The 26,609-nt window shown below is 64.7% G+C and carries 28 protein-coding genes; 9 read left to right on the top strand and 19 right to left on the bottom strand.

Annotation, left to right across the window (positions count from 1 at the left end):
• Positions 1–5 precede the first annotated feature (5 nt).
• The 6 genes from ACKODO_RS04185 to ACKODO_RS04160 all read right to left on the bottom strand — a co-directional run bounded on the left by ACKODO_RS04185 (position 6) and on the right by ACKODO_RS04160 (position 6,117).
• The gene (locus ACKODO_RS04185; protein ID WP_408982194.1) at positions 6–1,046 is read right to left on the bottom strand and encodes an ABC transporter substrate-binding protein; all 1,041 of its coding nucleotides are present in this window, start codon (positions 1,044–1,046) and stop codon (positions 6–8) included.
• Between the two features lie 84 nt (positions 1,047–1,130).
• The gene (locus ACKODO_RS04180; protein WP_408982193.1) at positions 1,131–1,913 is read right to left on the bottom strand and encodes an ABC transporter permease; all 783 of its coding nucleotides are present in this window, start codon (positions 1,911–1,913) and stop codon (positions 1,131–1,133) included.
• A gap of 3 nt (positions 1,914–1,916) precedes the next feature.
• Positions 1,917–2,774 (bottom strand): ABC transporter ATP-binding protein, encoded by an 858-nt coding sequence (locus ACKODO_RS04175; RefSeq protein WP_408982196.1) that lies wholly within the window; start codon positions 2,772–2,774, stop codon positions 1,917–1,919.
• A gap of 5 nt (positions 2,775–2,779) precedes the next feature.
• Complete coding sequence (gene allB / locus ACKODO_RS04170; RefSeq protein ID WP_408982192.1) at positions 2,780–4,234, bottom strand: allantoinase AllB; 1,455 nt, start codon at positions 4,232–4,234, stop codon at positions 2,780–2,782.
• Between the two features lie 11 nt (positions 4,235–4,245).
• Positions 4,246–5,037, bottom strand: a complete 792-nt coding sequence (locus ACKODO_RS04165; protein WP_408982191.1) for an SDR family NAD(P)-dependent oxidoreductase — start codon at positions 5,035–5,037, stop codon at positions 4,246–4,248.
• A gap of 30 nt (positions 5,038–5,067) precedes the next feature.
• Entirely contained in the window at positions 5,068–6,117 is a 1,050-nt protein-coding gene (locus ACKODO_RS04160) for an ABC transporter substrate-binding protein (RefSeq protein WP_408982190.1), read from the bottom strand.
• A 223-nt stretch (positions 6,118–6,340) separates the two neighbouring features.
• Here ACKODO_RS04160 and ACKODO_RS04155 point away from each other — a divergent pair, with 223 nt between their 5' ends.
• Positions 6,341–7,264 (top strand): LysR family transcriptional regulator, encoded by a 924-nt coding sequence (locus ACKODO_RS04155; RefSeq protein WP_408982189.1) that lies wholly within the window; start codon positions 6,341–6,343, stop codon positions 7,262–7,264.
• Here the strand turns inward: ACKODO_RS04155 and ACKODO_RS04150 are convergent.
• Entirely contained in the window at positions 7,230–7,820 is a 591-nt protein-coding gene (locus ACKODO_RS04150) for a TIGR00730 family Rossman fold protein (RefSeq protein ID WP_408982188.1), read from the bottom strand. The two genes, ACKODO_RS04155 and ACKODO_RS04150, sit on opposite strands and share 35 nt — an antisense overlap.
• Positions 7,821–8,222: 402 nt before the next feature.
• On the opposite strand from ACKODO_RS04150, the gene atzF reads away from it, so the two are divergent.
• The 4 genes from atzF to hpxZ are packed head-to-tail and all read left to right on the top strand — an operon-like array spanning position 8,223 to position 12,038.
• Positions 8,223–10,031 (top strand): allophanate hydrolase, encoded by a 1,809-nt coding sequence (gene atzF / locus ACKODO_RS04145; protein WP_408982187.1) that lies wholly within the window; start codon positions 8,223–8,225, stop codon positions 10,029–10,031.
• A gap of 12 nt (positions 10,032–10,043) precedes the next feature.
• Positions 10,044–10,253 (top strand): DUF4089 domain-containing protein, encoded by a 210-nt coding sequence (locus ACKODO_RS04140; RefSeq protein ID WP_408982186.1) that lies wholly within the window; start codon positions 10,044–10,046, stop codon positions 10,251–10,253.
• Complete coding sequence (locus ACKODO_RS04135) at positions 10,246–11,649, top strand: AtzE family amidohydrolase (RefSeq protein WP_408982185.1); 1,404 nt, start codon at positions 10,246–10,248, stop codon at positions 11,647–11,649. The genes ACKODO_RS04140 and ACKODO_RS04135 overlap by 8 nt, the downstream gene beginning before the upstream one ends.
• Before the next feature lie 2 nt (positions 11,650–11,651).
• Complete coding sequence (gene hpxZ, locus ACKODO_RS04130) at positions 11,652–12,038, top strand: oxalurate catabolism protein HpxZ (RefSeq protein ID WP_408982195.1); 387 nt, start codon at positions 11,652–11,654, stop codon at positions 12,036–12,038.
• Positions 12,039–12,339: 301 nt separating this feature from the next.
• Here hpxZ and gpt read toward each other — a convergent pair whose 3' ends face one another.
• From gpt to ACKODO_RS04115, 3 genes are read right to left on the bottom strand one after another with little or no spacing between them, the layout of a single operon-like run.
• On the bottom strand, positions 12,340–12,858 hold the full coding sequence (gene gpt / locus ACKODO_RS04125; RefSeq protein ID WP_408982184.1) for a xanthine phosphoribosyltransferase: 519 nt from the start codon (positions 12,856–12,858) through the stop codon (positions 12,340–12,342).
• Positions 12,859–12,888: 30 nt separating this feature from the next.
• On the bottom strand, positions 12,889–13,632 hold the full coding sequence (locus ACKODO_RS04120) for a competence/damage-inducible protein A (protein WP_408982183.1): 744 nt from the start codon (positions 13,630–13,632) through the stop codon (positions 12,889–12,891).
• Positions 13,629–14,468, bottom strand: a complete 840-nt coding sequence (locus tag ACKODO_RS04115; protein WP_408982182.1) for an FkbM family methyltransferase — start codon at positions 14,466–14,468, stop codon at positions 13,629–13,631. Before ACKODO_RS04115 ends, ACKODO_RS04120 begins: the two co-directional genes overlap by 4 nt.
• A 253-nt stretch (positions 14,469–14,721) precedes the next feature.
• On the opposite strand from ACKODO_RS04115, the gene map reads away from it, so the two are divergent.
• From map to ACKODO_RS04100, 3 genes are all read left to right on the top strand, one after another.
• Positions 14,722–15,564 (top strand): type I methionyl aminopeptidase, encoded by an 843-nt coding sequence (gene map, locus ACKODO_RS04110; protein WP_408982181.1) that lies wholly within the window; start codon positions 14,722–14,724, stop codon positions 15,562–15,564.
• Positions 15,565–15,645: 81 nt separating this feature from the next.
• Positions 15,646–16,347, top strand: coding sequence for a RadC family protein (gene radC, locus ACKODO_RS04105; RefSeq protein ID WP_408982180.1), 702 nt, complete (start codon positions 15,646–15,648; stop codon positions 16,345–16,347).
• Positions 16,348–16,508: 161 nt separating this feature from the next.
• On the top strand, positions 16,509–18,620 hold the full coding sequence (locus tag ACKODO_RS04100; RefSeq protein ID WP_408982179.1) for a putative bifunctional diguanylate cyclase/phosphodiesterase: 2,112 nt from the start codon (positions 16,509–16,511) through the stop codon (positions 18,618–18,620).
• Between the two features lie 3 nt (positions 18,621–18,623).
• On the opposite strand, the gene ACKODO_RS04095 is transcribed toward ACKODO_RS04100, so the two are convergent.
• Entirely contained in the window at positions 18,624–19,226 is a 603-nt protein-coding gene (locus ACKODO_RS04095) for an exopolysaccharide biosynthesis protein (protein WP_408982178.1), read from the bottom strand.
• A gap of 191 nt (positions 19,227–19,417) precedes the next feature.
• Here ACKODO_RS04095 and bcsS point away from each other — a divergent pair, with 191 nt between their 5' ends.
• Entirely contained in the window at positions 19,418–20,185 is a 768-nt protein-coding gene (gene bcsS / locus ACKODO_RS04090) for a cellulose biosynthesis protein BcsS (protein WP_408982177.1), read from the top strand.
• Between the two features lie 145 nt (positions 20,186–20,330).
• Here the strand turns inward: bcsS and ACKODO_RS04085 are convergent, their stop codons facing one another.
• From ACKODO_RS04085 to ACKODO_RS04050, 8 genes are read right to left on the bottom strand one after another with little or no spacing between them, the layout of a single operon-like run.
• Positions 20,331–21,866 carry a cryptochrome/photolyase family protein gene (locus ACKODO_RS04085; protein WP_408982176.1) on the bottom strand — a complete coding sequence of 512 codons (1,536 nt, stop codon included), beginning with the start codon at positions 21,864–21,866 and terminating at the stop codon, positions 20,331–20,333.
• Positions 21,863–22,021 carry a DUF2256 domain-containing protein gene (locus tag ACKODO_RS04080; protein ID WP_408982175.1) on the bottom strand — a complete coding sequence of 53 codons (159 nt, stop codon included), beginning with the start codon at positions 22,019–22,021 and terminating at the stop codon, positions 21,863–21,865. Before ACKODO_RS04080 ends, ACKODO_RS04085 begins: the two co-directional genes overlap by 4 nt.
• Positions 22,022–22,038: 17 nt before the next feature.
• A complete protein-coding gene (locus tag ACKODO_RS04075) occupies positions 22,039–22,770 on the bottom strand; it encodes an SDR family NAD(P)-dependent oxidoreductase (protein ID WP_408982174.1) in 732 nt (243 codons plus the stop codon).
• Positions 22,771–22,812: 42 nt separating this feature from the next.
• Positions 22,813–23,418: an NTP transferase domain-containing protein gene (locus ACKODO_RS04070; RefSeq protein WP_408982173.1), complete on the bottom strand. Its 606-nt coding sequence runs from the start codon at positions 23,416–23,418 to the stop codon at positions 22,813–22,815.
• Positions 23,415–24,422 (bottom strand): molybdopterin-binding protein, encoded by a 1,008-nt coding sequence (locus ACKODO_RS04065; RefSeq protein ID WP_408982172.1) that lies wholly within the window; start codon positions 24,420–24,422, stop codon positions 23,415–23,417. Before ACKODO_RS04065 ends, ACKODO_RS04070 begins: the two co-directional genes overlap by 4 nt.
• The gene (locus tag ACKODO_RS04060; protein ID WP_408982171.1) at positions 24,422–25,126 is read right to left on the bottom strand and encodes an XdhC family protein; all 705 of its coding nucleotides are present in this window, start codon (positions 25,124–25,126) and stop codon (positions 24,422–24,424) included. The genes ACKODO_RS04065 and ACKODO_RS04060 overlap by 1 nt, the downstream gene beginning before the upstream one ends.
• Entirely contained in the window at positions 25,123–25,461 is a 339-nt protein-coding gene (locus ACKODO_RS04055; protein ID WP_408982170.1) for an XdhC family protein, read from the bottom strand. Before ACKODO_RS04055 ends, ACKODO_RS04060 begins: the two co-directional genes overlap by 4 nt.
• Positions 25,458–26,603 (bottom strand): vWA domain-containing protein, encoded by a 1,146-nt coding sequence (locus ACKODO_RS04050; RefSeq protein WP_408982169.1) that lies wholly within the window; start codon positions 26,601–26,603, stop codon positions 25,458–25,460. The genes ACKODO_RS04055 and ACKODO_RS04050 overlap by 4 nt, the downstream gene beginning before the upstream one ends.
• Between the last annotated feature and the right edge of the window lie 6 nt (positions 26,604–26,609).

Below are 26,609 nucleotides of genomic sequence, written 5' to 3'. Positions count from 1 at the left end.
AGGCCTCAGTTCGTGAAGACCTTCACGGCGCGCTCGGCCTTGGGCGGCAGGAAGGAGCGGTTGAACACCGCGCTCGCCGCCGGAAGCGCCGTCAGGCCATAGGCCTCGCCCACCATGGAGATGGCGCGGGTCATGCGGTCGTCCTTCACGTCGCCGAAACCGATTTCCGCTGCTTCCTTCGTGAGCATCAGTTCCTTGAAGGCGAAGATCATGCGGCGCTTTTCCACGTCGCGGTTCAGCAGCGGCTCCCGTTTCATCAGCGCGTCGATGGCGGCATCGGGGTTGGCGACGGCATCCATCAGCGCCCTGTTCACGGCCTTGACAAGGCCGCGCACGGCTTCCGGCTTCTCCTTCAGCAATTTCTGGGAGACCATCACGCCGTTCGAATACACGTCGACGCCGTAATCCCCGAAGGTCATCCAGCGGAAATCCTTGTCCGGATCGAGCTTCATGCCCACGAAGTTCATGTAGCTCGTGGCGGTGAAGATCAGCGAACCCTGCACCTGGTCCTGCACCAGCATCTGCTCCTGCAGGTTGGGCGCCATGTTGAGGATCTCGATCTTGCCGGTATCCACGCCGTTGACCTTCGCGAAGACCGGGAAGAGGCGCGTGGTGGCCGAACCGGCCGGCCCGCCGAGCTTCTTGCCCTCGAGATCCTTCGGGGTCTTGATCGGGCTGTTGGCTTTGAAAACGATGCCGAAAGGCGGCTGGTTGTAGATCATGTAGACCATCACGGGGGCGTCGGCCGGCTTGGTCGAGGCATTCTGGATGATGGCGTTCATGTCGCCGAAGCCGGCATCATAGGCGCCGCTCATGATGCGGTTGATGGTGGCGGCGGAGCCCTCGCCCTGATCGACGGTCACGTCGAGCTTCTCGGCGGCAAAATAGCCCTTGTCGATCGCGAGGTAATACCAGGAATGCATCGCCTGGTATTTCCAGTCGAGCGTGAAGCGGATCTTGGTCGGTGCCTCAGCGAACGCGCTGCCGGCCGTGGCCGCGAGCGCGATGCCTGCAAGGGCGGAAGTGACATGACGGCGGTTGAACATGCTTGAACTCTCCCTGCATGGGCCAGGATCGGCCCGGTTCGGTCGTATGGAAAAGTCCCCCGACTTCCCCTTGTCATGCGCTCTTCAGCCCATGGCAAAGTCCTGCTTGCGCATCGCCCAGCCGGCGACCCGGCGCTCGATGAGCGAGAAGATGACGTAAAGCGTGACACCCAGCCCCGCGAGCAGGAACAGCCCGGCGAAGACCAGCGGCACGTTGAAGTTCGAGGAAGCAATCATCATCAGGTTGCCGATGCCGCGGTTCGAGGCGACCGTTTCGCTCAGCACCGTCCCGACGAAGGCGAGCGTGATCGCAACCTTCAGCGAGGCGAAAAAATAGGGCATCGCGCGCGGCAGGCTGACATTCCAGAGAATGTCGAATTTCTTCGCCCCCAGGGCCTTCAGCACATCCTCGAGTTCGGGCTCGGTGGTGGCGAGGCCTGTCGCGACATTGACGACGATGGGGAAGACGCAGATCACCATGGAAGTGAGGATGGCGGGCGTGGTGCCAGCGCCGAACCACAGGACGAAGATCGGCACCACCGCCACTTTCGGGATGGAGGAGAAGCCCACGAGCAGAGGATAGGCCGTATCATAGGCCACGCGGCTCACGCCGATCACCGCGCCGATCAGCACGCCGATGCCGACGCCGAGCGCGAAGCCGACGAGCGTGGTGTAAAGCGTCTGGACGAGATGCGGGCGAATGCCCGGGAAGAACTGCCAGAGCGCGCCCATGATGACCGTGGGGCGCGGCAACACGATTTCCGAAACCTTGAAGACGAGGCAGGCCACCTCCCACAGAACGAAGAAGGAGAGGATAAGCAGGCCGCTTTTCAGCTTCTGGCGCGTGCGTTCGGAGAGGGCTTCCATGGCTCAGACCTTTCCGGTGCGGGCATCGACGATCAAACCGCGCAGGCGCTGGGTCAGCGCCACGAATTCGGGCTCGAAGGTCATGTCGAGGGTGCGGGGGCGGGCGAAAGGCACGACATCATCGGCAACGATGCGGCCGGGGCGCGCGCTCATCACGCAGACGCGGGTCGCAAGATAGGCCGCCTCGCGCAGATCATGCGTGACAAGGATGACGGTCGGTTTCCTGTCCATCCAGAGCTGCTGGAGGATCGCCCAGAGCTCCTCGCGGGTGAACTGGTCGAGCGCGCCGAAGGGCTCGTCGAGCAGGAGAAGCGCGGGATCATGGATCAGCGCACGGCAAAGATTGGCGCGCTGGAGCATGCCGCCCGAGAGCTGCCAGGGAAACTTGTCGCCGAAACCCTTGAGGCCCACGACTTCCAGAAGCGCCTCGGCGCGATCACGGAACTCGGTCTTCCGCTTCGCCCGGAATTCGGAGCGGAACGGCTCGACGATCTTCAACGGCAGCATGATATTATCGCGGATGCGGAGCCAGGGCAGCATGGTCGGGTTCTGGAAAGCCATCCCGATGCCGACACGCTCGGCCCCGACCTCGCGTCCCCCCACGAAGACATGCCCGCTGCTCGCCCTGATGAGGTTGGCGACCAGCTTGAGGATCGTCGATTTGCCACAGCCCGAGGGACCGACGAGAGCGACGAAATCCCCCTTCTCGATATCGAGATCGGTGGGCGTCAGGGCCTCCACGGCATTGGCGCCGCAGCCATAGATGATGCCCGCGCCTTCAAGGGAAATGAGCGGCCGGGCGCGCTCCGGTGCATCGGATTGCGGCGGGGCGGGCACAAACTCGGCGGGCTTTGCGGCCATCATGATCATGCCTTCCGCTGAGCAAGGGTTGTGCCATCCGAGCCTTGCAAGCCCAGAAGGCTCGCAAGGCTCTGCTCCACCCGTTGGGGCTTTGCGGGTGGCATCTTCTGAAGCGTGTGAACGGAACGGCCGCGGCCAAGTGAATTCTCCACCAGGCTCCTGTTCTTCATCACGAACTGGCCACGCAGCAGCGTGTGAAGCGGCAGGCCCTTCACGCGCTTGCCATGAAAGGGCGTGACGCGGGCGCGCGTCGAATGCAGCTTCGCCTCGTCGATCACGGTCTCGGCGGAGAGGTCGATGATTGCGAGATCCGCATGGCTGCCGATGGCGATCTGCCCCTTGAGTGGAAGCAGCCCGAAATTCTTCGCAGGGTTATAGGCTGCAATCCGCACAAGCTGCTCAAGAGACAGGCAACCCTCGGCAACGGCATGGAGCATCAGGGGCATGAGCGTCTCGACACCGGGGAAGCCCGCCCCCGCTTCCCAGATATCCGGGTTGCGCTTTTCCTCCGGCGTATGCGGCGCGTGATCGGTCGCGATCTGGCCGATCGTGCCGTCATTCAGCGCCTTCCAGAGTTCCGCCTTATGGTGCGGTTCGCGCACCGGCGGGTTCACCTTGATGATCGGGCCAAGGCGAGCATAGTCATCCGTATCGAGCATGAGGTAGCAGGGGCAGGTCTCACCCGTGATATCCACGCCCCTCGCCTGCGCCTCGCGCAGCGGACGAAGCTCGTCTGCCGAGGAAATATGCAGCACATGCACCCGCGCGCCGGTCCATTCGGCGAGCGAGGCCGCGCGCTGCACCGCCTCGATGGCCACGATCGCGGGGCGCGCGGCAAGGTGATCAAGCGGCGCCTTCCTGCCAGCAGCCATCAGCTTGGCCTGCCGCCAGGCCATGACGGAGGCGGTTTCGGCATGGAGCGAAATGCGATGCCCATGCTTCGCGATGATCTCGAAGCCTTCGAGCATCGCGCCGGTCGAGGGCGATGGCAGGTTGCCGGTCGTATTGCCCATGAAGCATTTGAACGCCGCCGCCCCGCCCGCGATCAGCCCTTCGAGTTGATCGATATTGTCCTCGGCCAGCAGGCCGTAGAGGCCGAAATCCACCCGCGCGGTGCTGGCGCGCCGGAACTTGTCGGCGAGTGCCTCGGGCGTCGCGGTGGGCGGAAACGTATTCGGCATCTCGAACACGGTCGTCACTCCGCCCATCGCGGCGGCGGCCGTACCCGTGTCCCAGTCTTCCTTGTAAGCCATGCCGGGATCGCGGTAATGCACATGCACATCGATCGCGCCGGGCAGGATGTGCAGGCCCGAGGCGTCAAGCGCCTCTTTAGCGGGGCCCAGTATGCCCGGCGCGCCGATCGCAGCGATCGTTTCGCCGGAAATCGCGATATCCGCGCGATGGGAGCCCTCATGCGAAACAACCGTGCCACCGGTGATGAGGAGATCATGGAGCGCCATCGCCATCCCCCTCAGAGGGCTGCCCAGCCGCCATCGACCGGCAGATCGATGCCGGTGATCTGGCGGGAGACATCCGAGGCCAGGAACAGGCAGGCATGCGCGATGTCATCATCGGTGGAGATGCGCTTCAGCGCGTAATCCGCCGCGTGGCGCCGGGCGGCCTCCTCGACCGTGATGCCCAGCCTTTCCGCCATGGTGGGGCATACTTTTTCCCGAAATCGCGGGCCATCGACCATGCCGGGTGCCACGCAATTCACGTTGATGTTGTGCTCGCCTACCTCCAGCGCGAAACTCTTGGTGATGCCGCGCAGACCCCATTTCGAGGCGGAATAGGCCATACGACCCGCCCTGCCCCGCATGCCGAAGGTGCCGCCGACATTGACGATCTTGCCGTATTTCCGCGCGATCATCGCGGGGACGATCGCGCGCATCGTGTGGAAACAGCCATTCATGTTGAGGGTGATGATCTCGTCGAATTCCTCGGGGCTGGTCTCCCAGCCGGTCTTGCCCATGGGGCCAGAGCCGCCGGCGACATTCACGAGGATGTCGATCTGGCCGAAGGCGTTCAGAACCGTTTCGGCCATGGCCTCGCAGGCCCCGGCATCGGTGAGATCGGTGGACACCACGATCACCTTGCGGCCGAGCGCCTGCATTTTTGCCGCGATCGGCTCGATGGCGAGCGTATCGCGGCCCACGAGCGCGAGGTGGCAGCCTTCCGCGCCGAAGGCGCGCGTGACGGCCGCACCCATCCCCTTGGCCGGGCCGGTGATGACCGCGACCTTGTTTTCAAGACCGAGTTTCACGATGAATTCTCTTTTCTCTGTTCGGTTTTGTCAGACGCCGAGAGCCTTGATGCGCTCGCCCGCCGGAGGCAGGAAGGCGCGGCTGAACACCTCATCCACCGCCGGCAGGCGCGGCAGCTGGTTCGCCTCCGCCACGATGGCGATTCCGCGCCTGAAGCGGGCCTCGTCCACGTCCCCGATGCCGATCTTCGCGGTATCCGGGTGGCTCATCTCGGCCTTCAGGGTCGCGATGAGGCGAGCCTTCTCGATGTCCTTCTTGATGAGCGGCTCGCGCCGGGCCACTGCATCCACCGCCTTGTCGAAATCCTTCAGGGTTTCCGCAAGACCGCGATTGAAGGCGCGGACGATGCCCGAAACGGCCTTCGGGTTCTCCTTCGCGAATCGGCGGCTCACGACGAGGGTGTTCGAATAGAGGTCCATCCCCGCATCGACGTAATTGATGAAGCGGAAATCCTTGTCCGGATCGATGCCGGCGAGGCGCGCGGAGAAGGAAATCGTGTTCACGAAGCCGAACACCGCATCCACCTGCCCGCGCTGGAGCATCTGCTCGCGCAGGTTCGGCGCCATGTTGGTGATGGTTACCTTGGCGGGATCGATGCCGGCGAGCTTCGCATAGGCCGGAAAAAGCTTCAGCGCGGCATCGTTCGCCGGGCCGCCAATCGTCTTGCCTTCGAGATCCTTCGGGGTCCTGATCGGGCCGTCGCGGCGAACCGCGATGGTGAAGGGCGGATTGTTGAACATCGCATAGACCGCCAGCGGGGCTTCATCCGGCTTTTTCGAGACAAGATCGATCAGCGCGTTCATGTCGCCGAAGCCGACATCATAGGCGCCGGTCGCGACCTTGGTGATGGCCGCCGCCGAGCCCTCGCCCTGGTCGATCTCGAGCTCGACGCCCTCCTCCTTGAGGAAGCCCATATCCTGCGCCTGGAAGACCCAGCTCTGCGGGCCCTGATAGCGCCAGTTCAGGATCATCTTGGCCTTCACGACGCCCTGCGCCCGCACCGGCAGCGTGAGACCCGAAGCGGCGAGGAGCGCGCCGGCACCGAGGCCGAAAGCGCGACGGGAAAGCGGGAGAGACATCAGCATACCTCCGGAAAAAATGATCCTTGGATGGGCCGGGACGCTAGGCGGAGTTGACTGTTGCTGTCTTCTGCTCATTTCTGCTCAGAGCTGTTCGAAAAACTCACCGCTGGAGTATTTTCCGATCCATTGGCTACCGGTTGGTCGCAGAAAATGCGTGAATAAAAGAGATAAAGCATCCGACCCGATTCAATCCGATCGGGGTCCGCTCTAGGGAGAAGCCATGCGCCATGTGCGTTTTCTGCGCTATGTCGATGTCGTCGCGCGATCCGGCTCCATCCGCAGCGCGGCGGAGAAGCTCAATCTCACCGCTTCCGCCCTCAACCGCCGCATCCAGGATTTCGAGGAGGAGCTGGGAACGCCGATCTTCGAGCGCCTGCCGCGCGGCGTGCGCCTGAATGCGGCGGGAGAGCTGATCATCCGTCATTTCCGGGCTCAACTCGCGGAACTCAGCCGCGTGCGCTCGCAGGTCGAGGATTTGTCAGGCTTCCGGCGAGGCACCATTTCCATCGCGTGCTCTCAGGCGTTGGCCTATGACCTCATGCCCAACATGGTCGCCGCCTATCGTCGCGAGTTTCCGCTCGTGAATTTCTCGATCCGCGTGCTCGACCACCGCGATGCCCTGCGCGCCTTGACCGAATTCGAGGTCGATCTCGCGCTGGTGTTCCGGCCCCAGCCCCTGCCGGAATTCCAGATCATCGGTTCGGCCGAGCAACGGGTGATGGCGATCATGCAGGCGAGCCACCCGCTCGCGGGCAGGGCAACGCTGCGCCTGCGGGATTGCGCGGATTTTCCGCTCGCCCTGCCCGATCGCTCCTATTCCGGCCGGCAATTGCTGGATGAAGCGACCGCGCGCGCTTCCTTCCGCCTGGAACCGGCCGTGGAGTCAAATTCCTTCGAATTCCTGCGCAATTTCGTGCGCACGGAATTGGCCATCACCTTCCAGATCGAGATCGGCGCGCCGCCGCAGGATCGGGAGCGCTATGGCCTCGTGGCGAAGCCGATCGACCCGCGTGACGTGCAGCCCGCGCGCCTCGCCATCGGCCAGCTGCGCGGCCGCGCGCTGCCGGTGGCCGCGGCGAAATTCGCCGACCAGCTGGGCTCGCGCCTCGTCACGGCGCCGGTTCCAGCCACTTCGCCACCGTGACCGGCTGAAAGGTGATGAGCCCGTCGATGAGCGCGGCGGGCGAGGCATCCAGCACGATGCCATCGCGATGCTGCGGCGGCAGGAAGCTCTCGGCGATCATGTGGTCGATCATGCCCATGAGGGGATCATAAAAGCCGCGAATGTTCAGCAATCCGGCCGGTTTCATGAACTCGCCGAGCTGGTTCAGCGTCCAGACCTCCATGAATTCCTCAAGCGTGCCGATGCCGCCGGGAAGCGCGATGAAGGCATCGGCGAGATCGGCCATGCGGCGCTTTCTCGCGCGCATGTCGGTCGCCGTTTCGCCCACGGTCAGGCCGGGATGGCCGTGACCCCTGGCGGCCAGACGCTCGGTGATCACGCCATGCGCCTCGCCTCCACCGGCCAGCACGGCATCGGCCAGCACGCCCATCAGCCCCTTGTTCGTGCCACCATAGACAAGCCGGATACCGCGGCGCGCGAGTTCCGTTCCGAGCCCTACAGCGCCCTGGGCATAATCCTCGTGGCCACCGGAATTCGAACCGGAAAACACGGCGATGGCCGAAATGATGCGCGTCATGGAACCTGTTCCGCCCCGAGCGTGTGAGCCGCTCCACTCCCATGCCTCTCGCCTCAACCCTTTTCCGCGCCATGCCCGCGCATGGTTCTCGCAGCCGGCGAAAGACCTTTTTTCTTCGATAAACGAGAATCGCAAGCGCTCCAAACGCAACATTATGTTGCCTATAATTTATGCAGGTTGTGGGGCTTTGCAGCCATCATGCGCCTTGCCAAGAAGGGAGGTAGAACGTCGGTCTGAAGCCAAATTCACTCAAATCGCTGTTTCTGCTTATGTTCCTCACACAATCCCGATGGTTCGGATTCTGGCATTGCATTTGCCTTTTTAATTTTGTTCCGCGCTACAATGCGCAGTCAATTGTTCCGGCCTCGCGGCCGCCTTCCCCTTCACCCTGCCCGGAAATGAATGATGAACAGCGCTCTCCCCTTCACCCGCGAGAGCCTGCACGCCTATTACAAGGCCGGGGGCAAGCCCGCCGACATCATCCGAGAATCCTATCGGCGCATCGCGGCCGCACATGATCCCGGCATCTTCATCACGCTCGTGCCGGAAGCGGAGGCGATCGCGGCGGCGGAAAAGCTGCCCCCCTTCGATCCCGTGGGCACTCCGCTCTGGGGCCTGCCTTTCGCCGCGAAGGACAATATCGACGCGGCCGGCATGCCCACCACGGCCGCCTGCCCGGATTTCGCCTATTGGCCGGCGGAAGATGCAACCGTCGTAGCCCGCGCGAAGGCTAAAGGCGCGATCCTCATCGGAAAAACCAATCTCGACCAGTTCGCGACCGGCCTTGTGGGCGTGCGCTCGCCTTACCCCATTCCGCTGAATGCGATCGACCCCGCGCTCGTGCCCGGCGGCTCCTCCTCCGGTTCGGCGGTGGCGGTGGCGCGTGGACTTGTCACGTTTGCGCTTGGCACGGATACGGCCGGATCCGGCCGCGTGCCCGCCGCATTGAACAACATCGTGGGACTCAAGCCGAGTGTGGGCGCCTTGCCCGGCCGGGGCGTGGTGCCCGCCTGCCGCACGCTCGATTGCGTCTCGGTCTTCGCGCTCACGGTCGAGGATGCCTGGGCGGCCTTCACCGCGATGGCCGGGCCGGACTCGGCCGATCCGTTCAGCCGCGCCGTGCCGCTGGTGCCGCAGCAGGCGAGCGAACCGCATCCGGTGATCGGCGTGCCGCGCGCGGAGGATCTGCGCTTTTTTGGCGATGGCCTGCAGGAAAAGGCGTATCACGCCGGCCTTGCGCAGCTTGAAAGCCTCGGCGCGAAGCTCGTGCCGGTGGATTTCACGGCGTTCTTCGAAACTGCGGCACTTCTCTATGAGGGTCCGTGGGTGGCGGAGCGCCACGCCGCCATCGCCGCTTTCCTGAAGACGAACGCCGCGAGCCTGCATCCGGTGACGCGCGGCATCATCTCCGGCGCGGAAAAGTTCGATGCGAGCACGCTCTTCCGGGCGCAATATCGCCTCGCGGAGTTGAAACTGGCCATCGCGCCGATCTGGCGGCAGGCGGGCATGCTCGCTGTGCCGACAACACCCGTTTCGCCGACCGTCGCCGATCTCGCTGCCGATCCGATCGGCCCGAACAGCCGCTGCGGCACCTACACCAATTTCGTGAACCTGCTCGATCTTGCGGCCTGCGCCGCGCCGGGGCCGTTCCGCCCGGATGGCCGCGCGGCGGGCCTCACCTTCATCGCACCATCGGGCGCGGATGGCCGGCTCGCGGCGATGGCCCGCGCCTTCCACCAGGCGAGCGGCGTGACGATGGGCGCGACGGGCGCGCCGCTTCCTGCCGAGACCGGTTTCGATGATCCCGGCCGCGACGGGCTCATTGAGATCGTCGTCGTAGGCGCGCATCTCTCGGGCATGCCGCTGAACCATGAACTGACCTCGAATGGCGGCGTGTTTCGCCGCGCCGTCTCCACGGCGCCGGATTACCGGCTGCACGCGCTGGCAGGCGGACCGCCCAAACGCCCCGGCCTCTTGCGCGTGGCAGCGGGCACGGGTCACGCCATCGCGACAGAGGTCTGGGCGCTGCCGCCGGCCGGTTTCGGGCGCTTCATCGCGGGTATTCCGAGCCCTCTCGGCATCGGCACGCTGAAACTCTCGGATGGCACAACGCCAAAGGGTTTTCTGGTTGAACCCGAAGGCCTGATCGGCTCCACTGACATCTCCCCTCTTGGCGGCTGGCGCGCCTATATTGACTCGCTCGCACGCTGAACCGGACCCGCCATGGCACAGAACCCTCTCCCCGATCCCGAGGCCTATTCTCGCCTGTTGGCCGATGCGATGGGCCTGCCGCTTGAGCAGGCGGACCTTGCGGAAGTTACGCGCAATGTCGCGCTCGCCTTCCGGCTGGCTGCGTCGTTCATGGATTACCCGCTGCCGGATGATATCGAACCGGCCGCGATTTTCGCCGCGCGGGAGCAGGAGCATGGCTGAGCGCGACTGGACGAAGGCGCCAGCCCACGCGATCGCGGCGGCCGTGAAGGCGGGCGAGGTTTCGGCGCTTGCCGTTACGGAGGCGCATCTCGCGCGCATCGCGGCGCTGAACGGCAAGCTCGGGGCCTATACCGATGTCATGGCCGAACGCGCAAGGAAAACCGCTCAGGCCGTGGATGCCAAGCGGGCCAGTGGCAAAGCTCCTGGCCCGCTCGCGGGTGTGCCCTTCGCCGTCAAGAACCTGTTCGATGTTGCGGGCCTTGCGACCCGCGCCGGCTCGAAGATCAATCGCGATCACCCGCCCGCGAAGCAGGATGCGACCCTGGTCACGCGGCTCGAAGCGGCGGATGCCGTGCTGCTCGGCGCCCTGAACATGGGCGAATATGCCTATGATTTTACGGGCCGGAACGTGCATGACGGCCCCTCCCGCAACCCGCACGACACCGCCCGGATGACCGGCGGCTCCTCCGGTGGTTCCGGTGCCGCGGCGGCGGGCGGCCTCGCGGCGCTGACCCTCGGTTCGGATACCAATGGCTCGATCCGCGTGCCCTCCGCGCTGTGCGGGCTTTTCGGGCTGAAACCGACTTTCGGCGCGCTTTCCCGCGCCCATACCTTCCCCTTCGTCGCGAGCCTCGATCATCTCGGGCCGATGGCGCGCTCCACGCGCGATCTCGCGCTCGCCTTCGACGCGATGGCGGGGCCGGATGCAGCCGATCCCGCTTGCTGGAAGGATGCGCCGAAGCCCGTGCTGCCCGAACTCGATCGCGACCCTTCCGGCCTGCGGATCGCCATTGCAGGCGGTTATTTCCGCGCGATGGGTCAAGCGGAAGCCTTCGCCGCCGTGGATGAGGCGGCCGCGGCGCTCGGCGCGGCCGACACGGTCGAATGGCCGGAAGCGGCGCGGGCCCGCGCGGCCGCCTTCGTCATCACCATGGTGGAAGGCGGTGCGCTCCATCGCGAGCGTCTGAAAACGCGAATCGGCGATTTCGACCCCGAGGTGCGCGACCGGCTCGTGGCCGGAAACCTGCTGCCGGGAAACATGCTGGTGCAGGCACACAAGTTCCGGCGGCATTACTGCGCGCTGGTCGCGAAGCTCTTCGAGCAGCATGATGTGTTTCTCGCGCCCGCGACCCCCTGCACCGCGCCGCTGGTGGAGCAGAAGACCTTCGTTCTCGATGGCCAGGAACTGCCCGTGCGCGCCAATCTCGGGCTCTTCACGCAGCCGATTTCCTTCGCCGGCCTGCCGGTTGTCACCGCGCCGATGCCTGCGCCGAACGGCCTGCCCCTGGGGGTGCAGGTGATCGCGGCGCCAGGCCGCGAGGATCTCGCCCTGCGCGTCGCCCACGCGCTGGAAAAGCAGGGCGTCGCAATTTCGATCGTGCCGGAGATCACCTGATGCTGGAGATCGACATTCCCGAGGTGAAGGCCGAGGTGGAAGCCGCCTTCGCCGAATATGAGCGTGCCCTGGTTACGAACGACGTCAAGACGCTCGACCGGCTGTTCCTGAACAGCGAAAAAACCGTGCGCTATGGCGGGGCAGAGAACCTCTATGGCTATGCGGAGATCGCGGCCTTCCGAGCCGCACGCTCGCCCGTGGGCCTCGAACGCAGGCTCGAACGCACGCTGATCACCACCTATGGCCGCGACATGGCGACGGCATGGACGCTGTTCCGCCGCGACAGCATGGCGGGCAAGGTGGGCCGGCAGAGCCAGGTCTGGCTGCGCACGCCAGAGGGCTGGCGCGTGGTGGCCGCGCATGTCAGCGTGATCGTCGAACCGGCGTGATCCCAGTCCAGAGCGCAAACCGATCCGTCAGAAAGAGATCTGGCGCTCACTCGTCCTGTTGTCGCATCCGCTTTTTCCGCCAACCGGTATCCACTTGGCGGGCGGATGCTCCAGAGCGCAAACCGATCTGACAGAAAGAGATCTGGCGCTCACTCTTGTTGTTTTCGCATCCGCTTTTTTCGCCAACCGGTATCCACTTGGCGGGCGCACGATCCGCTCGCTTTCCTGGCATCGGGCAAGGCTTCCCCGGATGTTCCTGTTCCTTACCGGAGATTGACGCCATGAATCGAGGGAAAATCCATCAGCCGGCGGCACCCTTCATGATCGGCGGCTGGAAGGCGAAGCCCATATCCCACGGGAAATAGATCCAGCTGTCCTGGCTCACTTCGGTGATGAAGGTATCGACCAGCGGGCGGCCCAGGGGCTTCGCGTAGACGGTCGCGAAATGCGCGTTCGGCAGCATGTCCCGCACGATCTTCACGGTCTTTCCGGTATCGACGAGATCGTCGAGCACCAGCACGCCCCTGCCGCCATCCGTGCCGGTGATAACGTGGTCGATGCCCTTGAGCACCTGCAAGCCGCCCTGATCGGTGTAATTGTGGTAGGAGGCGATGCAGACCGTCTCGATCATCCTGAGTTCGAGTTCGCGCGCAATGATTGCCGCCGGAACGAGACCACCGCGGGTGATGCAGACGATGGAGCTGAAAGGCCCAGAGCCCGCGAGTCGCCAGGCCAGCATTCGGGCATCCCGGTGGAACTGGTCCCAGGAGACCGGGAAGGCCTTTTCGGGAATGGCTTGGGGCGCGGGCGCGGCATTCATGATCTTTCTCCCCTGCGGCGAGGCTTGTTCCTAAACCGGTGCCCGATCCGACGAAAGCCCCGCGATGAAGCCAATCACAGCCTTTTCTGCAGCTTCAAGCGCGGCTTCATCACGGCTCCGCAGCACGATCTGGTTGCGGAAACCGCCGGCCTGGAATGCCGGATAGGAGCCGATCGACACCGCCGGATGCGCGACCGCGATCGCAGCAAGGCCCCCGGCATAGATCCCCTCGCCGAGACCGGCGGCATCCACCGTGCGTGCGAGCACGCGCGAACCCGTCCTGAGGCGCGGCGCAACGTCATCGAGCATGGCCTGCATGATGTTCGGCACGCCGGCCATCACGATGACATTGCCGATCATGAAGCCCGGCGCTTTCGAGATCGGGTTGTCGATCAGCTCCGCGCCGGCCGGAATGCGCGCCATGCGCAGGCGGGCTTCATTCAGCTCCTCGCGCTTGTAGCGATCGAGCATGACGTTGACCGCGCGCTCATCGACCGCGATCGAGACGCCGAAAGCCCTGGCCACGCAATCTGCGGTGATGTCATCATGAGTCGGGCCGATGCCACCGGTCGTGAAGAGGTAGGTGTAGCGCAAACGCAAGGCGTTGATCGCGCCGACGATCTCCTCCTCCACATCCGGCACCACGCGCACTTCGCGCAGGTCGATGCCGGAATTGGTGAGATATTCGGCGATGTAGCCGATATTCTTGTCCTTGGTGCGCCCCGAGAGAATCTCGTCGCCGATCACCAGAATGGCGGCGGTCACCTGGCTCATGGCGCATGTTCCAGCACGTGGTTGTTGCGCGTTTCCATCACGCGGCGATAGCCTTTGGAGGCAAGGAAGCCGAGGAGATCGATGCTCCAGCGGCTTTCGCCCTTTTCCAGCACGATGGCGCGGGGCCAGAGGTTTGCGGGCGCATCGGTGAGGAAGCGCTGGAGGATGATGTCCTCGGCGCCTTCCACATCGAGCTTCATCGCATCGATATGGTCAAGGCCCTCATCCTCCACGATCCCGAGCAATGCGCGGGCGGGAACGCGGACGCGGCCGGCGCGATCCTGATTGACGATCTTCACGCTCGCCTCGCCCTGGTTGGCGGGATCGAGAAAGAGCGTGAGTTCGCCGTCGCGATCCGCCACGGCCAAAGCCATGGCCTTCACCGTGCCGAAGGGGTTGATGCTGATGTTGAAGATGAGCCGATCGAACACGTCTGGCTGCGGCTCGAAGGCGAGGATGCGCGCGTCGCGCCCCGCCCTGGCCGCAAGCGCAAGGGCATAGCCGCCAATATTCGCGCCGATATCGAGGAAGGTGAAACGCGCACCAATCAGCCCGGCGAGATATTCACGCTCGGCCGCATCGAAATCCTGCGGCGCGAAGAGAATGCGCTTTTCGCAGACATTGTTGTAGGGCGCGAGGCGGAAGCGGGCGCCGAGGCTCTCCGCATCCACCGGCCTGCCGCCCAGCAGCAGGATCGCAAGCTTGCGGAAGGCAAAGCCGAGGCGCTTGCCCAGCCAGCCGGCGGGCATGGATCGGGTGAGCCCGATGAGGCGGGCAACGGCGCCGCGCGGCGCATGCGCGCCCCAGCCGGGCGCATTGGTGGAAAGTTCGATCATGGGCTGCCCATAATCCCGGATCGCGGAAAATGCACGCGGGATCTGCTCGTCCGGCATCCCGCAAAATCGCTCCTGGAGCCGTGCAGCGAACCGACGAGAGCGGAGTCCGATCTGATTGAAAGAGGCCGTCCGCTCTCATTCCTGATTATTTCACGCATTTTCTTCGACCAACCGGTATCCACTGGATCGGAAAATGCTCTAAACCTTGTGGCATTCCCTTGCCGCTCAAGATCTGCGGAGCCATATTTCTTTCATGAATAATTCCACCACCCTCGTTCGCCGCCAGCCGGGCTCGATCCGTCTGCACGGGCCGGAAGCCTTCGCGGCCATGCGCAAGGCCGGGCGCCTTACGGCCGAGGCGCTCGACATGCTGGTGCCGATGGTTCAGCCCGGCGTGACAACCGACGCGATCGACCGCGCGGTGTTCGAATTCGCCATAGATCACAAGGCGTTCCCGGCCACGCTCTATTACCATGGCTATCCGCGTTCCTGCTGCACCAGCATCAACCATGTGGTGTGCCACGGCATCCCCTCGGACAAGCCCCTGCGCGAGGGCGACATTGTCAATATCGACGTGACATTCATCGTCGATGGCTGGCATGGGGATGCAAGCCGCATGTATGCCGTGGGCGAAATTCCGCGGCGCGCCATGCGCCTTCTCGAGGTCACGCATGAAAGCCTCGAGCGGGGCATGGCGGTCGTGAAGCCCGGCGCGACGCTCGGACATATCGGCGAGGCGATCCAGGTCTTTGCGGAAGCCGAGCGCTGCTCGGTGGTGCGGGATTTCTGTGGCCATGGCCTCGGCCAGCTTTTCCATGACGAGCCCAACATCCTGCATTACGGCCGGGCCGGCGAAGGCGCAGTGCTGAAACCCGGCATGTTCTTCACCATCGAGCCGATGATCAATCTCGGGCGCCCGCATGTGAAGATCCTCGCAGATGGCTGGACGGCCGTGACGCGTGATCGCTCGCTCTCCGCCCAGTTCGAGCACACCATCGGAGTGACCGAGACGGGCGTCGAGATCTTCACGCGCTCGCCGAAGGGGCTGGATTTCCCGGCCCAGCCGGCGCCTCCGAGGCCCGCCACCCTGCCCTGACCGCGCATGACAGACCGTGCATCCCCTCCCTCACGCCCGAAAGGCAAAGGCCAACGCAGGAAAGCCCCGGGGGAAGCGAGCTTGCAGAGTGATCTGCCGGCGAACGCTGCCGAGGCTCCGCATTACCATGGCCATCGCGAACGCCTCCGCGCGCGCTTTGCCGAAGGGCCGGACCAACTCCCGGATTACGAATTGCTGGAGCTTGTGCTGTTCCGCTCCATTCCGCGCGCGGATGTGAAGGGGGTCGCGAAGGCGCTCATTGCCCGGTTCGGAAGCTTCGCGGAAGTGATCGGCGCCGCGCCCGAACACCTCGCCGAGGTGAAAGGCGTCGGCCCGGCCATCGTGCATGACCTGACACTGCTGGAGGCCGCCGCGCGGCGCATCAGCCAGGGCGCCATTCGCGGCCGGCAGGTGCTTTCCTCCTGGGAGGCGGTGCTCGATTACTGCCGCACCACGATGGGCTTCGCCGAGATCGAACAGCTTCGCGTGCTCTTCCTCGACAAGAAGAACGGCCTCATCCGCGACGAGATGATGCAGAAGGGCACGGTCGACCACACGCCGGTCTATCCGCGCGAGATCATGCGCCGCGCCCTGCAGCTCAATGCCTCCGCGATCATCCTCGTCCACAACCACCCCTCCGGCGACACGACGCCATCACGCGCGGATATCGAGATGACGCGCGAGATCATCGAGCATGCCGAAGCGCTGGGCCTGACGGTTCACGACCACCTTATCATCGGTCGGAAAGGCCATGCGAGCTTCCGCGCCATGGGCCTCCTGTAGCCGATCCGCGATTTTCGAACGTTCCGGCTGCAAATGACGCGCAGGATAACGCGCCGTAAACCTTCTTTCCGATAAAGGAATCAGTGTGCATTTGTAACAGTGGCGTTGCGTTGGTCCACGGGATGGTTTCGAAGAAGTCACAGGCTGGAAACAGGCATCTCGTGTCGATCTTGTTCATCCCGATCGCACTGCTCGTGCTGTGCGTGGTGGGAAGCATCGCTTTTGTGGCCCATTCCGCCGCGACGCGGCAGTTGAGCGTCGAGCTGGAACGCGAAAAACATCAGCTCACGCAAAGCTTTCACTACGAGGCCGAAGCATTGCTCGGCCTACTCTCACGCGATGAAGGCCTGGGTGATCTCGTCTCCGGAAACCAGACCCGTGCGGAGCGCGACCGCATCCTGCAGAACCTGCTGCTCCGGCAGAACCTCGATTACGCCATTCTCGTGAGCCGCATGGATGGGGTGACGCTGGCGGAAGCCGGCGAGCCGGAAGTGGCGGCTCAACGCGCGCGCGCGGTGCAGGCCCTGGTCGACAATTCCCGCATGCGCGGCATGGAAGGCACCACGCTCGGCATCGGCCGCGAAGCACGCGTGGTGCAGGACGGCACCGGGCTGATGACCTTCGCCACCCTTCCCGTGGGGCGCAATCTCGTGCTGGTCGCCACCCGGCCGATCAACGCGCTGACACTGCGCCGCCTCGCGACCATGCTCGCCCTGCCCAACCTCCGCGTCATTCCCGGGCGTTCCACGCTGGAAACGAGCCTGTCGATCGCCGGTCAGGACAGCCGCGCGGTGATGACCGTCATCTGGGACCCGGCACGTGAAGCCGCCGATATCCTGCGCGAACTCGCGCTTTTCGGCTTGATCGGCACCTGCGTGGTGGCGACGGTCGGCGTGCTGCTCTTCCGGCGCATCCGCCATAGCACCGAGGAATTGCTGCACCGCGAGGCGCAGGCCAGCCACGAGGCGCGCCACGACGCGCTGTCGGGCCTGCCGAACCGCACGGTCTTCATCGATGCGCTGAACGAGAACATCGGCGACCTGCCGCATCGCGGTCATTCGCTCGCGGTGCTGCTGCTCGATCTCGACAAGTTCAAGGACGTGAACGACACCTATGGGCACGCGGCCGGCGATGGCGTTCTCGTGGAATTCGGCGCGCGCGTGCGCCCGCTCCTGCGCCAGACCGACGTGCTGGCCCGCCTCGGTGGCGACGAATTCGCCATCCTGCTTCCGAGCGTGCGCTCGCATCTCGATGCGACGCGCCTCGCGCAGGCCATCGTGGATGCCACGAACCGACCTTTCATGATGAACGGGATCGACATCCGCATCGGCGTCACCATCGGCATCGCGATCGGCCCGAGCGACGGCACCGACAGCGCGACCCTGCTGCGCGCGGCCGATACCGCCCTCTATCGAGCGAAGAACGAGGGGCGGAACCGGTTCAACCTCTACGAACACCGGATGAACGAACATGAGCGCATGCGCAAACTCGTGGATGACGAGCTGCGCGGCGCCATCGAGCGCGACGAACTCACCCTCGTCTACCAGCCGCAAGTGCATGCCGATACCGGCCGAATTGCCTCGGTCGAGGCGCTCGTGCGCTGGCGTCACCCGGTACATGGGATGATCTCGCCGGCCATGTTCGTTGCGGCGGCGGAAGAGCGCGGGCTCATCGTGCCGCTGGGCGAATGGGTGATGCGGCGCGCCATGCGCGATGCCGCGCGCTGGCCGCGATTGCGCGTGGGCGTGAATGTCTCGGCCGTGCAGTTCCGGCAGAAGGACTTCGTGTCCTCGGTCGCCAATGTCCTGAAGGAATGCGCGGTTCAATCGCATCAGCTCGAACTGGAACTGACCGAAGGCGTGCTCGTCGAGGATGCCGACCAGGCCCAGGCCGCGATGATGGAATTGCGCGCGCTCGGCGTGAAGCTCGCGCTCGATGATTTCGGGACGGGTTACTCCTCACTGATCTATCTGCGGCGCTTCGCCTTCGACAAGATCAAGATCGACAAGTCCTTCCTCGATCAGATGGAAGCGACAGGCGAAAGCGCGATCCTTGTGCATTCGGTCGTGCATCTGGGGCGCGCGCTCGGCCTCGAAGTCACGGCCGAGGGCGTCGAGACGGAGGAACAGCGCCGTTTCCTGCAGGCCGTGGGCTGCCACCTGCTGCAGGGCTACCTGTTCTCGAAGCCCGTTCCCGCCGAGCAGCTCGATGAATTGCTGCGCAACGACGGTGATATCAGCCGCCTGCCCCTGCACCAGATCAGCGCCGCCTGAACCTCAGACGATCAGGAAGGTCAGCGATTTCAGGATCGCGATCGTCACGGTGATGGTCAGCAGAACCGCGAAGACGCTCGTCACCGTGCCGAACACGATGAAGAGGCCATCGCGTTCCGCAAGGCCAAGGCCCAGCAGGATGACGGCAAAACCCGGTGCGATGCCTCCGAAGAAGGGGATCGGCGCCATCAAGGCCGTCGCGAGGATGAGCAGGAGCACGCCGATCACCCGCGAGAGGGCCGGCGATGTCAGCGCCAGCCACCTTGGGCGCATCGCGCTTTCCACGGTGCGAAGCGTGGGCGTGGCCCGTCCGACCACGCGCGCAAGATCGCCCCGCTTCAGCCGCCGCCGCCCCACCCAGGGGGGCAGCAGCAGATGATCCTTTCCGATGACCATCTGGAAGGCGATGATGCCGATGATGAAACCGCAGAGGATGGGCAAGCCGGGAACCGGCAGCAGATTGGGCAGGCCGAACAGCACCAGCACGATGCCAAAGCTGCGCGGACCCAGCGCGGAAATGATATCCTCGACACTGGGTTGCTCGCCCAGATGGCTGGCATCACCCCTCGGCTGCAGCAGGTTGGCTAGAATTTCGTGGATACGCAAGAACCGCCCCTGCCCCCTGACATGCCCGGCCAATTTGCTTGTAGCGGGGGTTTCAGGCGTTGCAAGCCCCGCATTCCACCGGCAGGCGCGGCGGCGAATTCGGGAAATTGCGGGCGGGGTGCCGGAACAGGCTTGACGATTGCCTCGGGCTGATGCGTCCTAGAGCCGGGATGGGGCAAGATCGAGTTCGGATGGCAGGTCTTCTGGCGCTGCTGGTGAAAACCGGCATCCCTTTGGATTCACAAGCGGAAGAGCTGGGTTTCTTCGATGCGCCCCCCAAGGCCAGGCACCTTGGCGTGGCCTTCATCAGCACCAGCGCCTCCGATTGGGCCTTCTATCTTTCCAGTGGCGCCAAGCTCGCGCCCTTCTCGGGCCTCGACAAGCCGGGTTTCCGCCTTCTCTACAGCCTCGGCACGAAGTTCCGCGAGCGGGACCCGCTGGTCATCGGCCGGTTCAACCGCTTCGCGGGCGGGCGCATCTTTCTCGGCCATGAATGGCAGATCGGCGCGCTGTCGATCTCGGCCTATGCCGGGCCCAGCCTCAGCCTCCACTCGCCGCGGGAGCGCGCGGTGACGCGCTACAAGGGACGCCTCGGAGCAGCCGCCATGATCGAGTTCTGGCAGAGCTGGAACAATCACCCCACCCTGCGCGATGGCTTCACCAGCGGCACATTGCTGGTGGATGCCGCGGAAGCCAGCGGGTTCCTGCGCCTGCGCCACGGATTTTCGACCGGGTGGCGCAATACCGCGATCGGGCCGGAGGTTTCCTTCTCTGCCGGCAGGCAACGCAGCGTGGGCGGCGTGATCGGTCGCGATTCCTGGCTCAAGATGCGCATGGGCCTCCATGCCAACGGGCTGAGTTTCGGGAGTTTCGGGCTCAACGGCTCGGCGGGCTACGAATGGCGCCGGAGGGAGCGCTCCTCGGCTTATGCCGAGATCACCGCGCTTTACTACTACTAGAGCATTTTCAGCCAACCGGTATCCACTTGGCGGTGGGATGCTCTAGAGCGCAAACCGATCTGATTGAATCAGATCTGGCGCTCTATCTTCTTGTTTTCGCATCCGCTTTTTCCGCCAACCGGTATCCACTTGGCGGGCGGATGCTCTAGCCCTGTCGCGGTGCGACTTCATCGAGAAAAGCCGCGGCTTCCCGCGTGATCTCCGCGCGCCTCTCGGCCGAGAAGCGCCGGAGATTGCGATAGGGCATGGCCATGCGCGGATTGTTGCCGAGCTTGTCTTCGTTCTCGATCAGGAAGTTCCAGTAGAGTGGGTTGAACGGGCAGGCGCCGGGGCCGGATTTCACTGCCGGATCGTAACGGCAGCCCGCGCAGTAATCCGACATCCGGTCGATATAGGCCCCCGAGGCGGCATAGGGCTTCGAAGCGAGCAACCCGCCATCGGCGAACATCACCATGCCGTGCACATTGGGCAGTTCCACCCATTCGAAGGCATCGGCATAGACCAGCAGATACCATTGCTCGATTTCGCGCGGCGCCACCCCGGCGAGCAGGGCAAAATTCCCCGTGACCATCAGCCGCTGGATGTGATGCGCATAGGCATTGCGCCGGGTCGCCGTGATGCATTCCTTCAGGCAGGCGAGATCGGTTTCGCCGGTCCAGTAGAAATCCGGCAGGGCGCGCCTCGCGGAAAGCGCGTTGGTTTCCGCATAGCCCGGCATCTCGTTCCAGTAGAGGCCGCGCACAAATTCCCGCCAGCCGATCACCTGCCGGATGAAACCCTCGACGGCATTGAGCGGCGCACGCCCTTCGAGATAGGCCCGCTCCGCCGCGCGGCAGAGCTCCATGGGCGTGAGGAGCCCGATATTCAGCGCGGGCGAGAGCAAAGCATGGTGCAGGAAATCCTCGCCCCGCTTCATCGCATCCTGGAAATCGCCGAAGCCTTCGAGTGCCACCGCGATGAAATGATCCAGCGCCTTGAGCGCATCGGCCCGCGTCACCGGCCAGCCGAACGGCGCGAGATCGCCGAAATGATCGGGGAAATGCCGCTCTACCAACGCCAGAACCTCGCGCGTGACGGCATCGGGCTCGAAGCGCAAACGCTGGGGCGGATGGTAGCCTGCGGGCAGGCTCTTTCTGTTCTCCGCGTCGAAATTCCATTGCCCGCCCACGGGAACATCACCTTTCATCAGAAGCCCGGTCTTGCGCCGCATCTCGCGATAGAAGAACTCCATCCGGTAGGTTTTCCGGCCTTTCGCCCAAGCCGCGAATTCGTCACGCGAGGCGACGAAGCGATCATCCGCGCGGATCTCCACGGGCACCGGCATGGTTTCGCGCCATTCGAGCATCATCTGCCACACACGCCATTCGCCGGGCTCGGTGACGATGACCCGATCCGGCTCGTGGCGCAGAAGCGCCCGGCGCAACTCGCCCTCGAAGGAGCCGGTATTGCCCTGATCCTCCAGCGCCACGTAATCGACCGTGATCCCCTCGCCGCGCAAGCCTTCCGCAAAATGCCGCATGGCCGAGAAGATCAGCGCGATCTTCTGCTTGTGATGGCGAACGTAAGTCGCTTCGGCGGCGACCTCGACCATCAGCACCACATCACGCGCCGGTTCGAGATCGGCAAGGCTCGAGATCGACCGGGTAAGCTGGTCGCCGAGCACGAGGCGCAGGGTCTTCATGAGGCTTTCCGCTTTCTTGCGTCCATGCGGCAGCGGTCGGAGCAGAATTTCACCTCATGCCACAGCTTTTCCCACTTTTTCCGCCAGGTGAACGGGCGGCCGCAGGCGAGACAGGGCTTTTCGGGCAGGTTCTGCTTCTTCACGCCGCGCGGCAAGAGAGCCTCCTCACCATTCAGCCCTTCGTGCGCAGCGTCGAGCGGCCGCCATCGACCGCGAAGACCTGCCCCGTGATCCAGCTGGACTGGCCGCCTGCGAGGAAGGCGGCGAGGCCGGCGACATCCTCCGCCTCGCCCAGACGCTGCAGCGCATGCATCTCGCCGATGGCCTTCGCCATGGCCTCGTTGCCGGTCAGCGCCTTGGCAAGCGGCGTCTTCGTCAGCGAGGGCGCGATGGCATTCACGCGCACCTTGGGGGCAAGCTCCGCGCCCAAGGCCTTCACGAGGCCCTCCACCGCGCCCTTCGCCATGGAAACCGAGGCATGCGCCGTGAAGCCCTGCGCCACGGCGACCGTGGAAAACAGCACGACGGAACTCGTGGCTTCGGCCGCCTTCAGCGCCGGCAAGGCCGCCTGCACCGCAAGAGCGGCGCCCAGCGCGTTCACCTGGAAATCCCGGAAGAAATCCGCTTCCGTGAGGCGCTGCAAGGGTTTCAGGTTGATGGTGCCAACCGCATAGACCAGGGCATCGAGGCTCGAAAATCCGCTCTCGGCCATCACGCGGGCGAAAAGGCTGGCATCCGTCACGTCGCCGGCCGTGAAGGTCGCGCCCAGCGGTCCCGCGACGCCCGCGAGCTTGTCCGCATCGCGTCCCACGAGATGAAGGCGAAAGCCTTGCGCGGAAAGCTGCTTCGCTGTTGCTGCGCCAATACCGCCCGCGCCGCCATGGATGATCGCTGTTCTGGTCATAAAGATACCGCCCATCACCGGGCCATTTCGCCCGCCCCTCCCTTACGTGCGGGGAGGCGCATTCGGACCAGCGACGCGCGCGAGATCGGCGCGGGTATCGATATCGGCAAGGCTGCCGGGATCATCGACCGGCACGAGCGCGACATCACCCCGCGCCTGCAGGAGTTTTCGCGCGCCCTGATCGCCGGAGAGGCTCGCGAGTTCCGGGAAGACCTTGCGCATCAGAAGCACCGGATGCGCCCAATCCCGGCCGAAAACCGGCACGAAAGCAGCCATTTCCGGTGCGGCTTGCGCGGCTTTCTCGAGAGCCTGAAGCGTGTCGCGGGTAATCAGCGGCATGTCACCCAGCAGGATGAACGCGCCGTCGATCCCTGGTGGAAGCGCTGCGATTCCCGCCTTCAGCGAGGTCGAAAGGCCATCTGCGAAATCCGGGTTATGCGCAGTGCGGATACCCGCCGCATGCGCGAGCGCTTCAACCCTTCCGCGCTCGGACCCCGTGACAACCAGGCGATCCGCAAACGGGCAATCCCGCGCCAATTCAAGCACATGCCCGAGAATCGGCCTGCCCCTGAAAACCGTGAGAAGCTTGTGCCCATCCTCGAAACGGGAGGATTGACCGGCCGCAAGAATGATCGCGCCGAGCCTCACATCTCCTCTCCCGCGCGCGGTTGCGGCCGCGAGATGATCTCCATGAGGAGCCCGCCGACGCCCATGGCGCGGATATCCCGCGCCGTCACCGGCAGATCGGCGAAAAGCCGCTCCAGAACCCAATCGAAACCGTTCTCCGCCGGCGAGCGCGCACAGCCCGGCGCACCGAGCACGGGCTTGCCCGCCCATTCCGCGAGGAGCAGCAGGTTGCCGGGATCGACGGGCATGCCCAAATGGATCACGCGCCCGCCGATCGCCTCAATCGCGGCGGGGATGACGTCGCGCCGGTCGGAGATCGCGGCGGCACCAAAGACGATGAGGATGTCCAGTGCTTTCGGATCAAGCGCTTGCAACGCCTCGGCCAGAGCCTCCTTCCGATGCGGAAGGCGCCGCTCGAAGGCGATTGCGCCGCCCAGGGAAGCTACCCGTTCGGCTGTGACGCGGGCCGTCTTGTTCAGCACTGACGGCTTCATCTCCGACGTGGCGAGCAGGATCAGACCCACCCGCTTCGGCCGGAACGCCGCCACGCGGATGGGCGGTGCGGAAAGCGTCTGGCACCCGGCCTTCACCACTGTGCCAGGCAACGCGAAGGGGATGATCTTGACCGTTCCGACCATCTCGTTGGCCTTCACGCGCCGGAACGGCGACAGGGTCGCCAAAGTCATGCCTTCATCGAGCGCGTTGAAAGCGTGGATGGCGGCCTCGTCGAGCACCAGCACGCCATCGGCTTCGGCGAAAAGGTTCACGCGGCCCGTGAAGGCCTCGGCACATCGGATTCCTGGCCCGGCTGCTTGGCGCGCGAGCCGCCGCGCGGCCTCGTCTTCCGGCATGTCGCCGGGCGAGAGCCGCGCGATGGTGACCTCGGCCACGCCCGCCATGGCGAGGCTCGCGCAATCCTCCGCACTCAGCGCATGGCCCTTCGCAAGCACCTTTTCCGCAGCTCTGACCCTGTGGGCGAGCACGCCGCCCGCAGCTTCAGCAACGGGGACCGTGCCGAAAAACATCAGGCGGCCCGGCGCTTCGCGCGCATGGTCGAGATGATCTCGGCCAGAATGGAGACCGCGATTTCCGGCGGGCTGACAGCCCCGATATCGAGGCCGATCGGCGCATGGATGCGCGCAATCTCCTCCGCCGTAAAGCCTTGCGATTGCAGTCGTTCCACACGTTTCGCATGGGTCTTCCGGCTGCCGAGCGCGCCGATATAGAAGCAGCCCGCGCGAAGCGCCGCGATCAAACCCGGATCGTCGATCTTCGGATCATGCGTGAGCGCGACAAAGGCCGTGAACCGATCCGGCTTCACGCGCATTAAAGCCTGATCCGGCCATTCCGCGAGAAGCGTCACGTTGGGGAAGCGCTCGGGCGTCGCGAAGGCCGTGCGCGGATCGATGATCGTGCAATCGAGCCCCGTGAGACGCGCCATTTCGGCCAGCGCCTGCGAAATGTGCACCGCGCCCGTCACGATCAACTTCACGGGCGGCAGGTGGATGTTGAGGAAGAACCGGTGCCCCTCAACCTCGACCAAGCCGCTCTTGCCGGTTCGGAACGCCTCCCGCAGCGGCTCCGCATAGTACTGCGTGCTGACCTCATCCGGCGAGACGATCACCACTCGATCGCCCGGCTCAAGACCAACTTCAAGCGCAGTAACAACGGCCACTGGCTCGCGATTGGCAATCCGCCGGTTGAGTTCAACGAGATCGTCGAGGTTCATGTTATCGGCTCCACCCGCACGGCGATCTTGCCGCCGCAGGAGAGGCCAACCCGCCAGGCGGTCTCGTCGGCCACGCCGAATTCGAGATTGCGCGGCTCGCCGCTCTCGATCACCTCCAGCGCTTCCGCCACCACCGCGCCCTCGACGCAGCCGCCGGAGACGGAGCCTTCAAAATTCCCCTCTGAATCAATGACAAGATGCGAGCCCACGGGCCGCGGCGCGGAGCCCCAGGTCTCGATGACCGTGGCGATGGCAACCCCCCGCCCCGCCTTGGCCCAAGCCTCGGCACGCGCCAGCAATTCGGAATCGTTCAGGGTCAGATCCTTGAGGGTCATGCCGCACCTCTCTTCAGAAAACGTCGCGGGTCCGCGTCTGCGCTGCGCGAGGCGGAGAGCGCCTCACAGAGATCGCCCATCGCGGCGAGATTATGGAGCGTGCGGAACTCGTCAACCGCCGGCAGCATGGCGCGGATGCCCGCCGCTTTCGCCTCGAAGCCATCAAACCGCAAAAGCGGGTTGAGCCAGATGAGCCGGCGCGACAGACGATGCAGGCGGCCCATTTCACGCGCGAGTTCGTCCGTGCCCTCGCGTTCGAGGCCATCGGTGATGAGCAGAACGATCGGACCACCGGCCATCACCCGGCGCGCGTGAAGGCGATTGAATTCGTGCAAGGCCTGCCCGATCCGCGTGCCGCCATCCCAGTCGCGCACCATCTTCGAGGCACCGGCGAGCGCCAGCTCCGGATCACGCGTGGTGCGCAGGGCACGGGTGATGTTGGTGAGTTCGGTCGCGAAAGTGAAGGCATGCACGCGCCGGCCACTTTCGGCCAGAGCGTGCAGGAAATGCAGGAAAATCCGCGAATACTGGCTCATGGAGCCGGAAATGTCGCAAATCGCCACGAGCGGCGGCATCTCCTCGCGGCGCTGCCGGCGCTCCAGCGAGAGCCCCGCCCCGCCGCCGCGCATCGAGGCGCGCAGGCTCGCCCGCATATCGAGCGAAGCCCCGCGCGGATGCGCGATGAAGCGCCGCGTTTTCACGGTGTGAAGCGGCAGCGTGAGCCGCGCGATCTGGCGCTTCGCCTCGGCGATTTCGGCCGTGGTCATCCCCTCGAAATCACGCTGGCGGAACATTTCGATGTCGGAAACGGTGAGGCGGGAATCGAGGTCGAGCTCTTCCCTGGGCTTGGCATCCGCCGGCGGCTCGCGGCTCTCATACATCGCATCCGCGAGGCGGCGCAAAGTGTTCCTGCGCTTGTCCTCCGGGTTGGTCGGCGCGATGGGCATCAGAACCGACATCATCTTCTCGACCAGCGCCCGCCTGCGCCAGAACAGCCGGAAGGCCTGATCGAAAAGCTCGGCATCGGGCCGGCGCTTCACGAAAACGCTTTCGAGCGCGGCGCGGAATTCCTCGCGATGCCCCAGACCGATGGCCTCGACGGCGGAGACGGCATCCAGCGCCGCGCCCGGCCCCACCTTCATGCCGGC

The organism is Rhabdaerophilum sp. (assembly GCF_046092605.1).
Taxonomy (GTDB): domain Bacteria; phylum Pseudomonadota; class Alphaproteobacteria; order Rhizobiales; family Beijerinckiaceae; genus Rhabdaerophilum.
Note: the sequence above shows the minus strand (reverse complement) of the source record. Positions and strands in the feature narration are given on the sequence as shown.

Excerpts from the sequence above, each read along its gene's own strand:
- ACKODO_RS04185 (WP_408982194.1), bottom strand. The coding sequence starts at position 1,046 with ATGTTCAACCGCCGTCATGTCACTTCCGCCCTTGCAGGCATCGCGCTC.
- ACKODO_RS04180 (WP_408982193.1), bottom strand. The coding sequence starts at position 1,913 with ATGGAAGCCCTCTCCGAACGCACGCGCCAGAAGCTGAAAAGCGGCCTG.
- ACKODO_RS04175 (WP_408982196.1), bottom strand. The coding sequence starts at position 2,774 with ATGGCCGCAAAGCCCGCCGAGTTTGTGCCCGCCCCGCCGCAATCCGAT.
- allB (WP_408982192.1), bottom strand. The coding sequence starts at position 4,234 with ATGGCGCTCCATGATCTCCTCATCACCGGTGGCACGGTTGTTTCGCAT.
- ACKODO_RS04160 (WP_408982190.1), bottom strand. The coding sequence starts at position 6,117 with ATGTCTCTCCCGCTTTCCCGTCGCGCTTTCGGCCTCGGTGCCGGCGCG.
- ACKODO_RS04155 (WP_408982189.1), top strand. The coding sequence starts at position 6,341 with ATGCGCCATGTGCGTTTTCTGCGCTATGTCGATGTCGTCGCGCGATCC.
- ACKODO_RS04150 (WP_408982188.1), bottom strand. The coding sequence starts at position 7,820 with ATGACGCGCATCATTTCGGCCATCGCCGTGTTTTCCGGTTCGAATTCC.
- atzF (WP_408982187.1), top strand. The coding sequence starts at position 8,223 with ATGATGAACAGCGCTCTCCCCTTCACCCGCGAGAGCCTGCACGCCTAT.
- ACKODO_RS04140 (WP_408982186.1), top strand. The coding sequence starts at position 10,044 with ATGGCACAGAACCCTCTCCCCGATCCCGAGGCCTATTCTCGCCTGTTG.
- ACKODO_RS04135 (WP_408982185.1), top strand. The coding sequence starts at position 10,246 with ATGGCTGAGCGCGACTGGACGAAGGCGCCAGCCCACGCGATCGCGGCG.
- gpt (WP_408982184.1), bottom strand. The coding sequence starts at position 12,858 with ATGAATGCCGCGCCCGCGCCCCAAGCCATTCCCGAAAAGGCCTTCCCG.
- ACKODO_RS04120 (WP_408982183.1), bottom strand. The coding sequence starts at position 13,632 with ATGAGCCAGGTGACCGCCGCCATTCTGGTGATCGGCGACGAGATTCTC.
- ACKODO_RS04115 (WP_408982182.1), bottom strand. The coding sequence starts at position 14,468 with ATGATCGAACTTTCCACCAATGCGCCCGGCTGGGGCGCGCATGCGCCG.
- map (WP_408982181.1), top strand. The coding sequence starts at position 14,722 with ATGAATAATTCCACCACCCTCGTTCGCCGCCAGCCGGGCTCGATCCGT.
- bcsS (WP_408982177.1), top strand. The coding sequence starts at position 19,418 with ATGGCAGGTCTTCTGGCGCTGCTGGTGAAAACCGGCATCCCTTTGGAT.
- ACKODO_RS04085 (WP_408982176.1), bottom strand. The coding sequence starts at position 21,866 with ATGAAGACCCTGCGCCTCGTGCTCGGCGACCAGCTTACCCGGTCGATC.
- ACKODO_RS04075 (WP_408982174.1), bottom strand. The coding sequence starts at position 22,770 with ATGACCAGAACAGCGATCATCCATGGCGGCGCGGGCGGTATTGGCGCA.
- ACKODO_RS04065 (WP_408982172.1), bottom strand. The coding sequence starts at position 24,422 with ATGTTTTTCGGCACGGTCCCCGTTGCTGAAGCTGCGGGCGGCGTGCTC.
- ACKODO_RS04060 (WP_408982171.1), bottom strand. The coding sequence starts at position 25,126 with ATGAACCTCGACGATCTCGTTGAACTCAACCGGCGGATTGCCAATCGC.
- ACKODO_RS04055 (WP_408982170.1), bottom strand. The coding sequence starts at position 25,461 with ATGACCCTCAAGGATCTGACCCTGAACGATTCCGAATTGCTGGCGCGT.
- ACKODO_RS04050 (WP_408982169.1), bottom strand. The coding sequence starts at position 26,603 with ATGAAGGTGGGGCCGGGCGCGGCGCTGGATGCCGTCTCCGCCGTCGAG.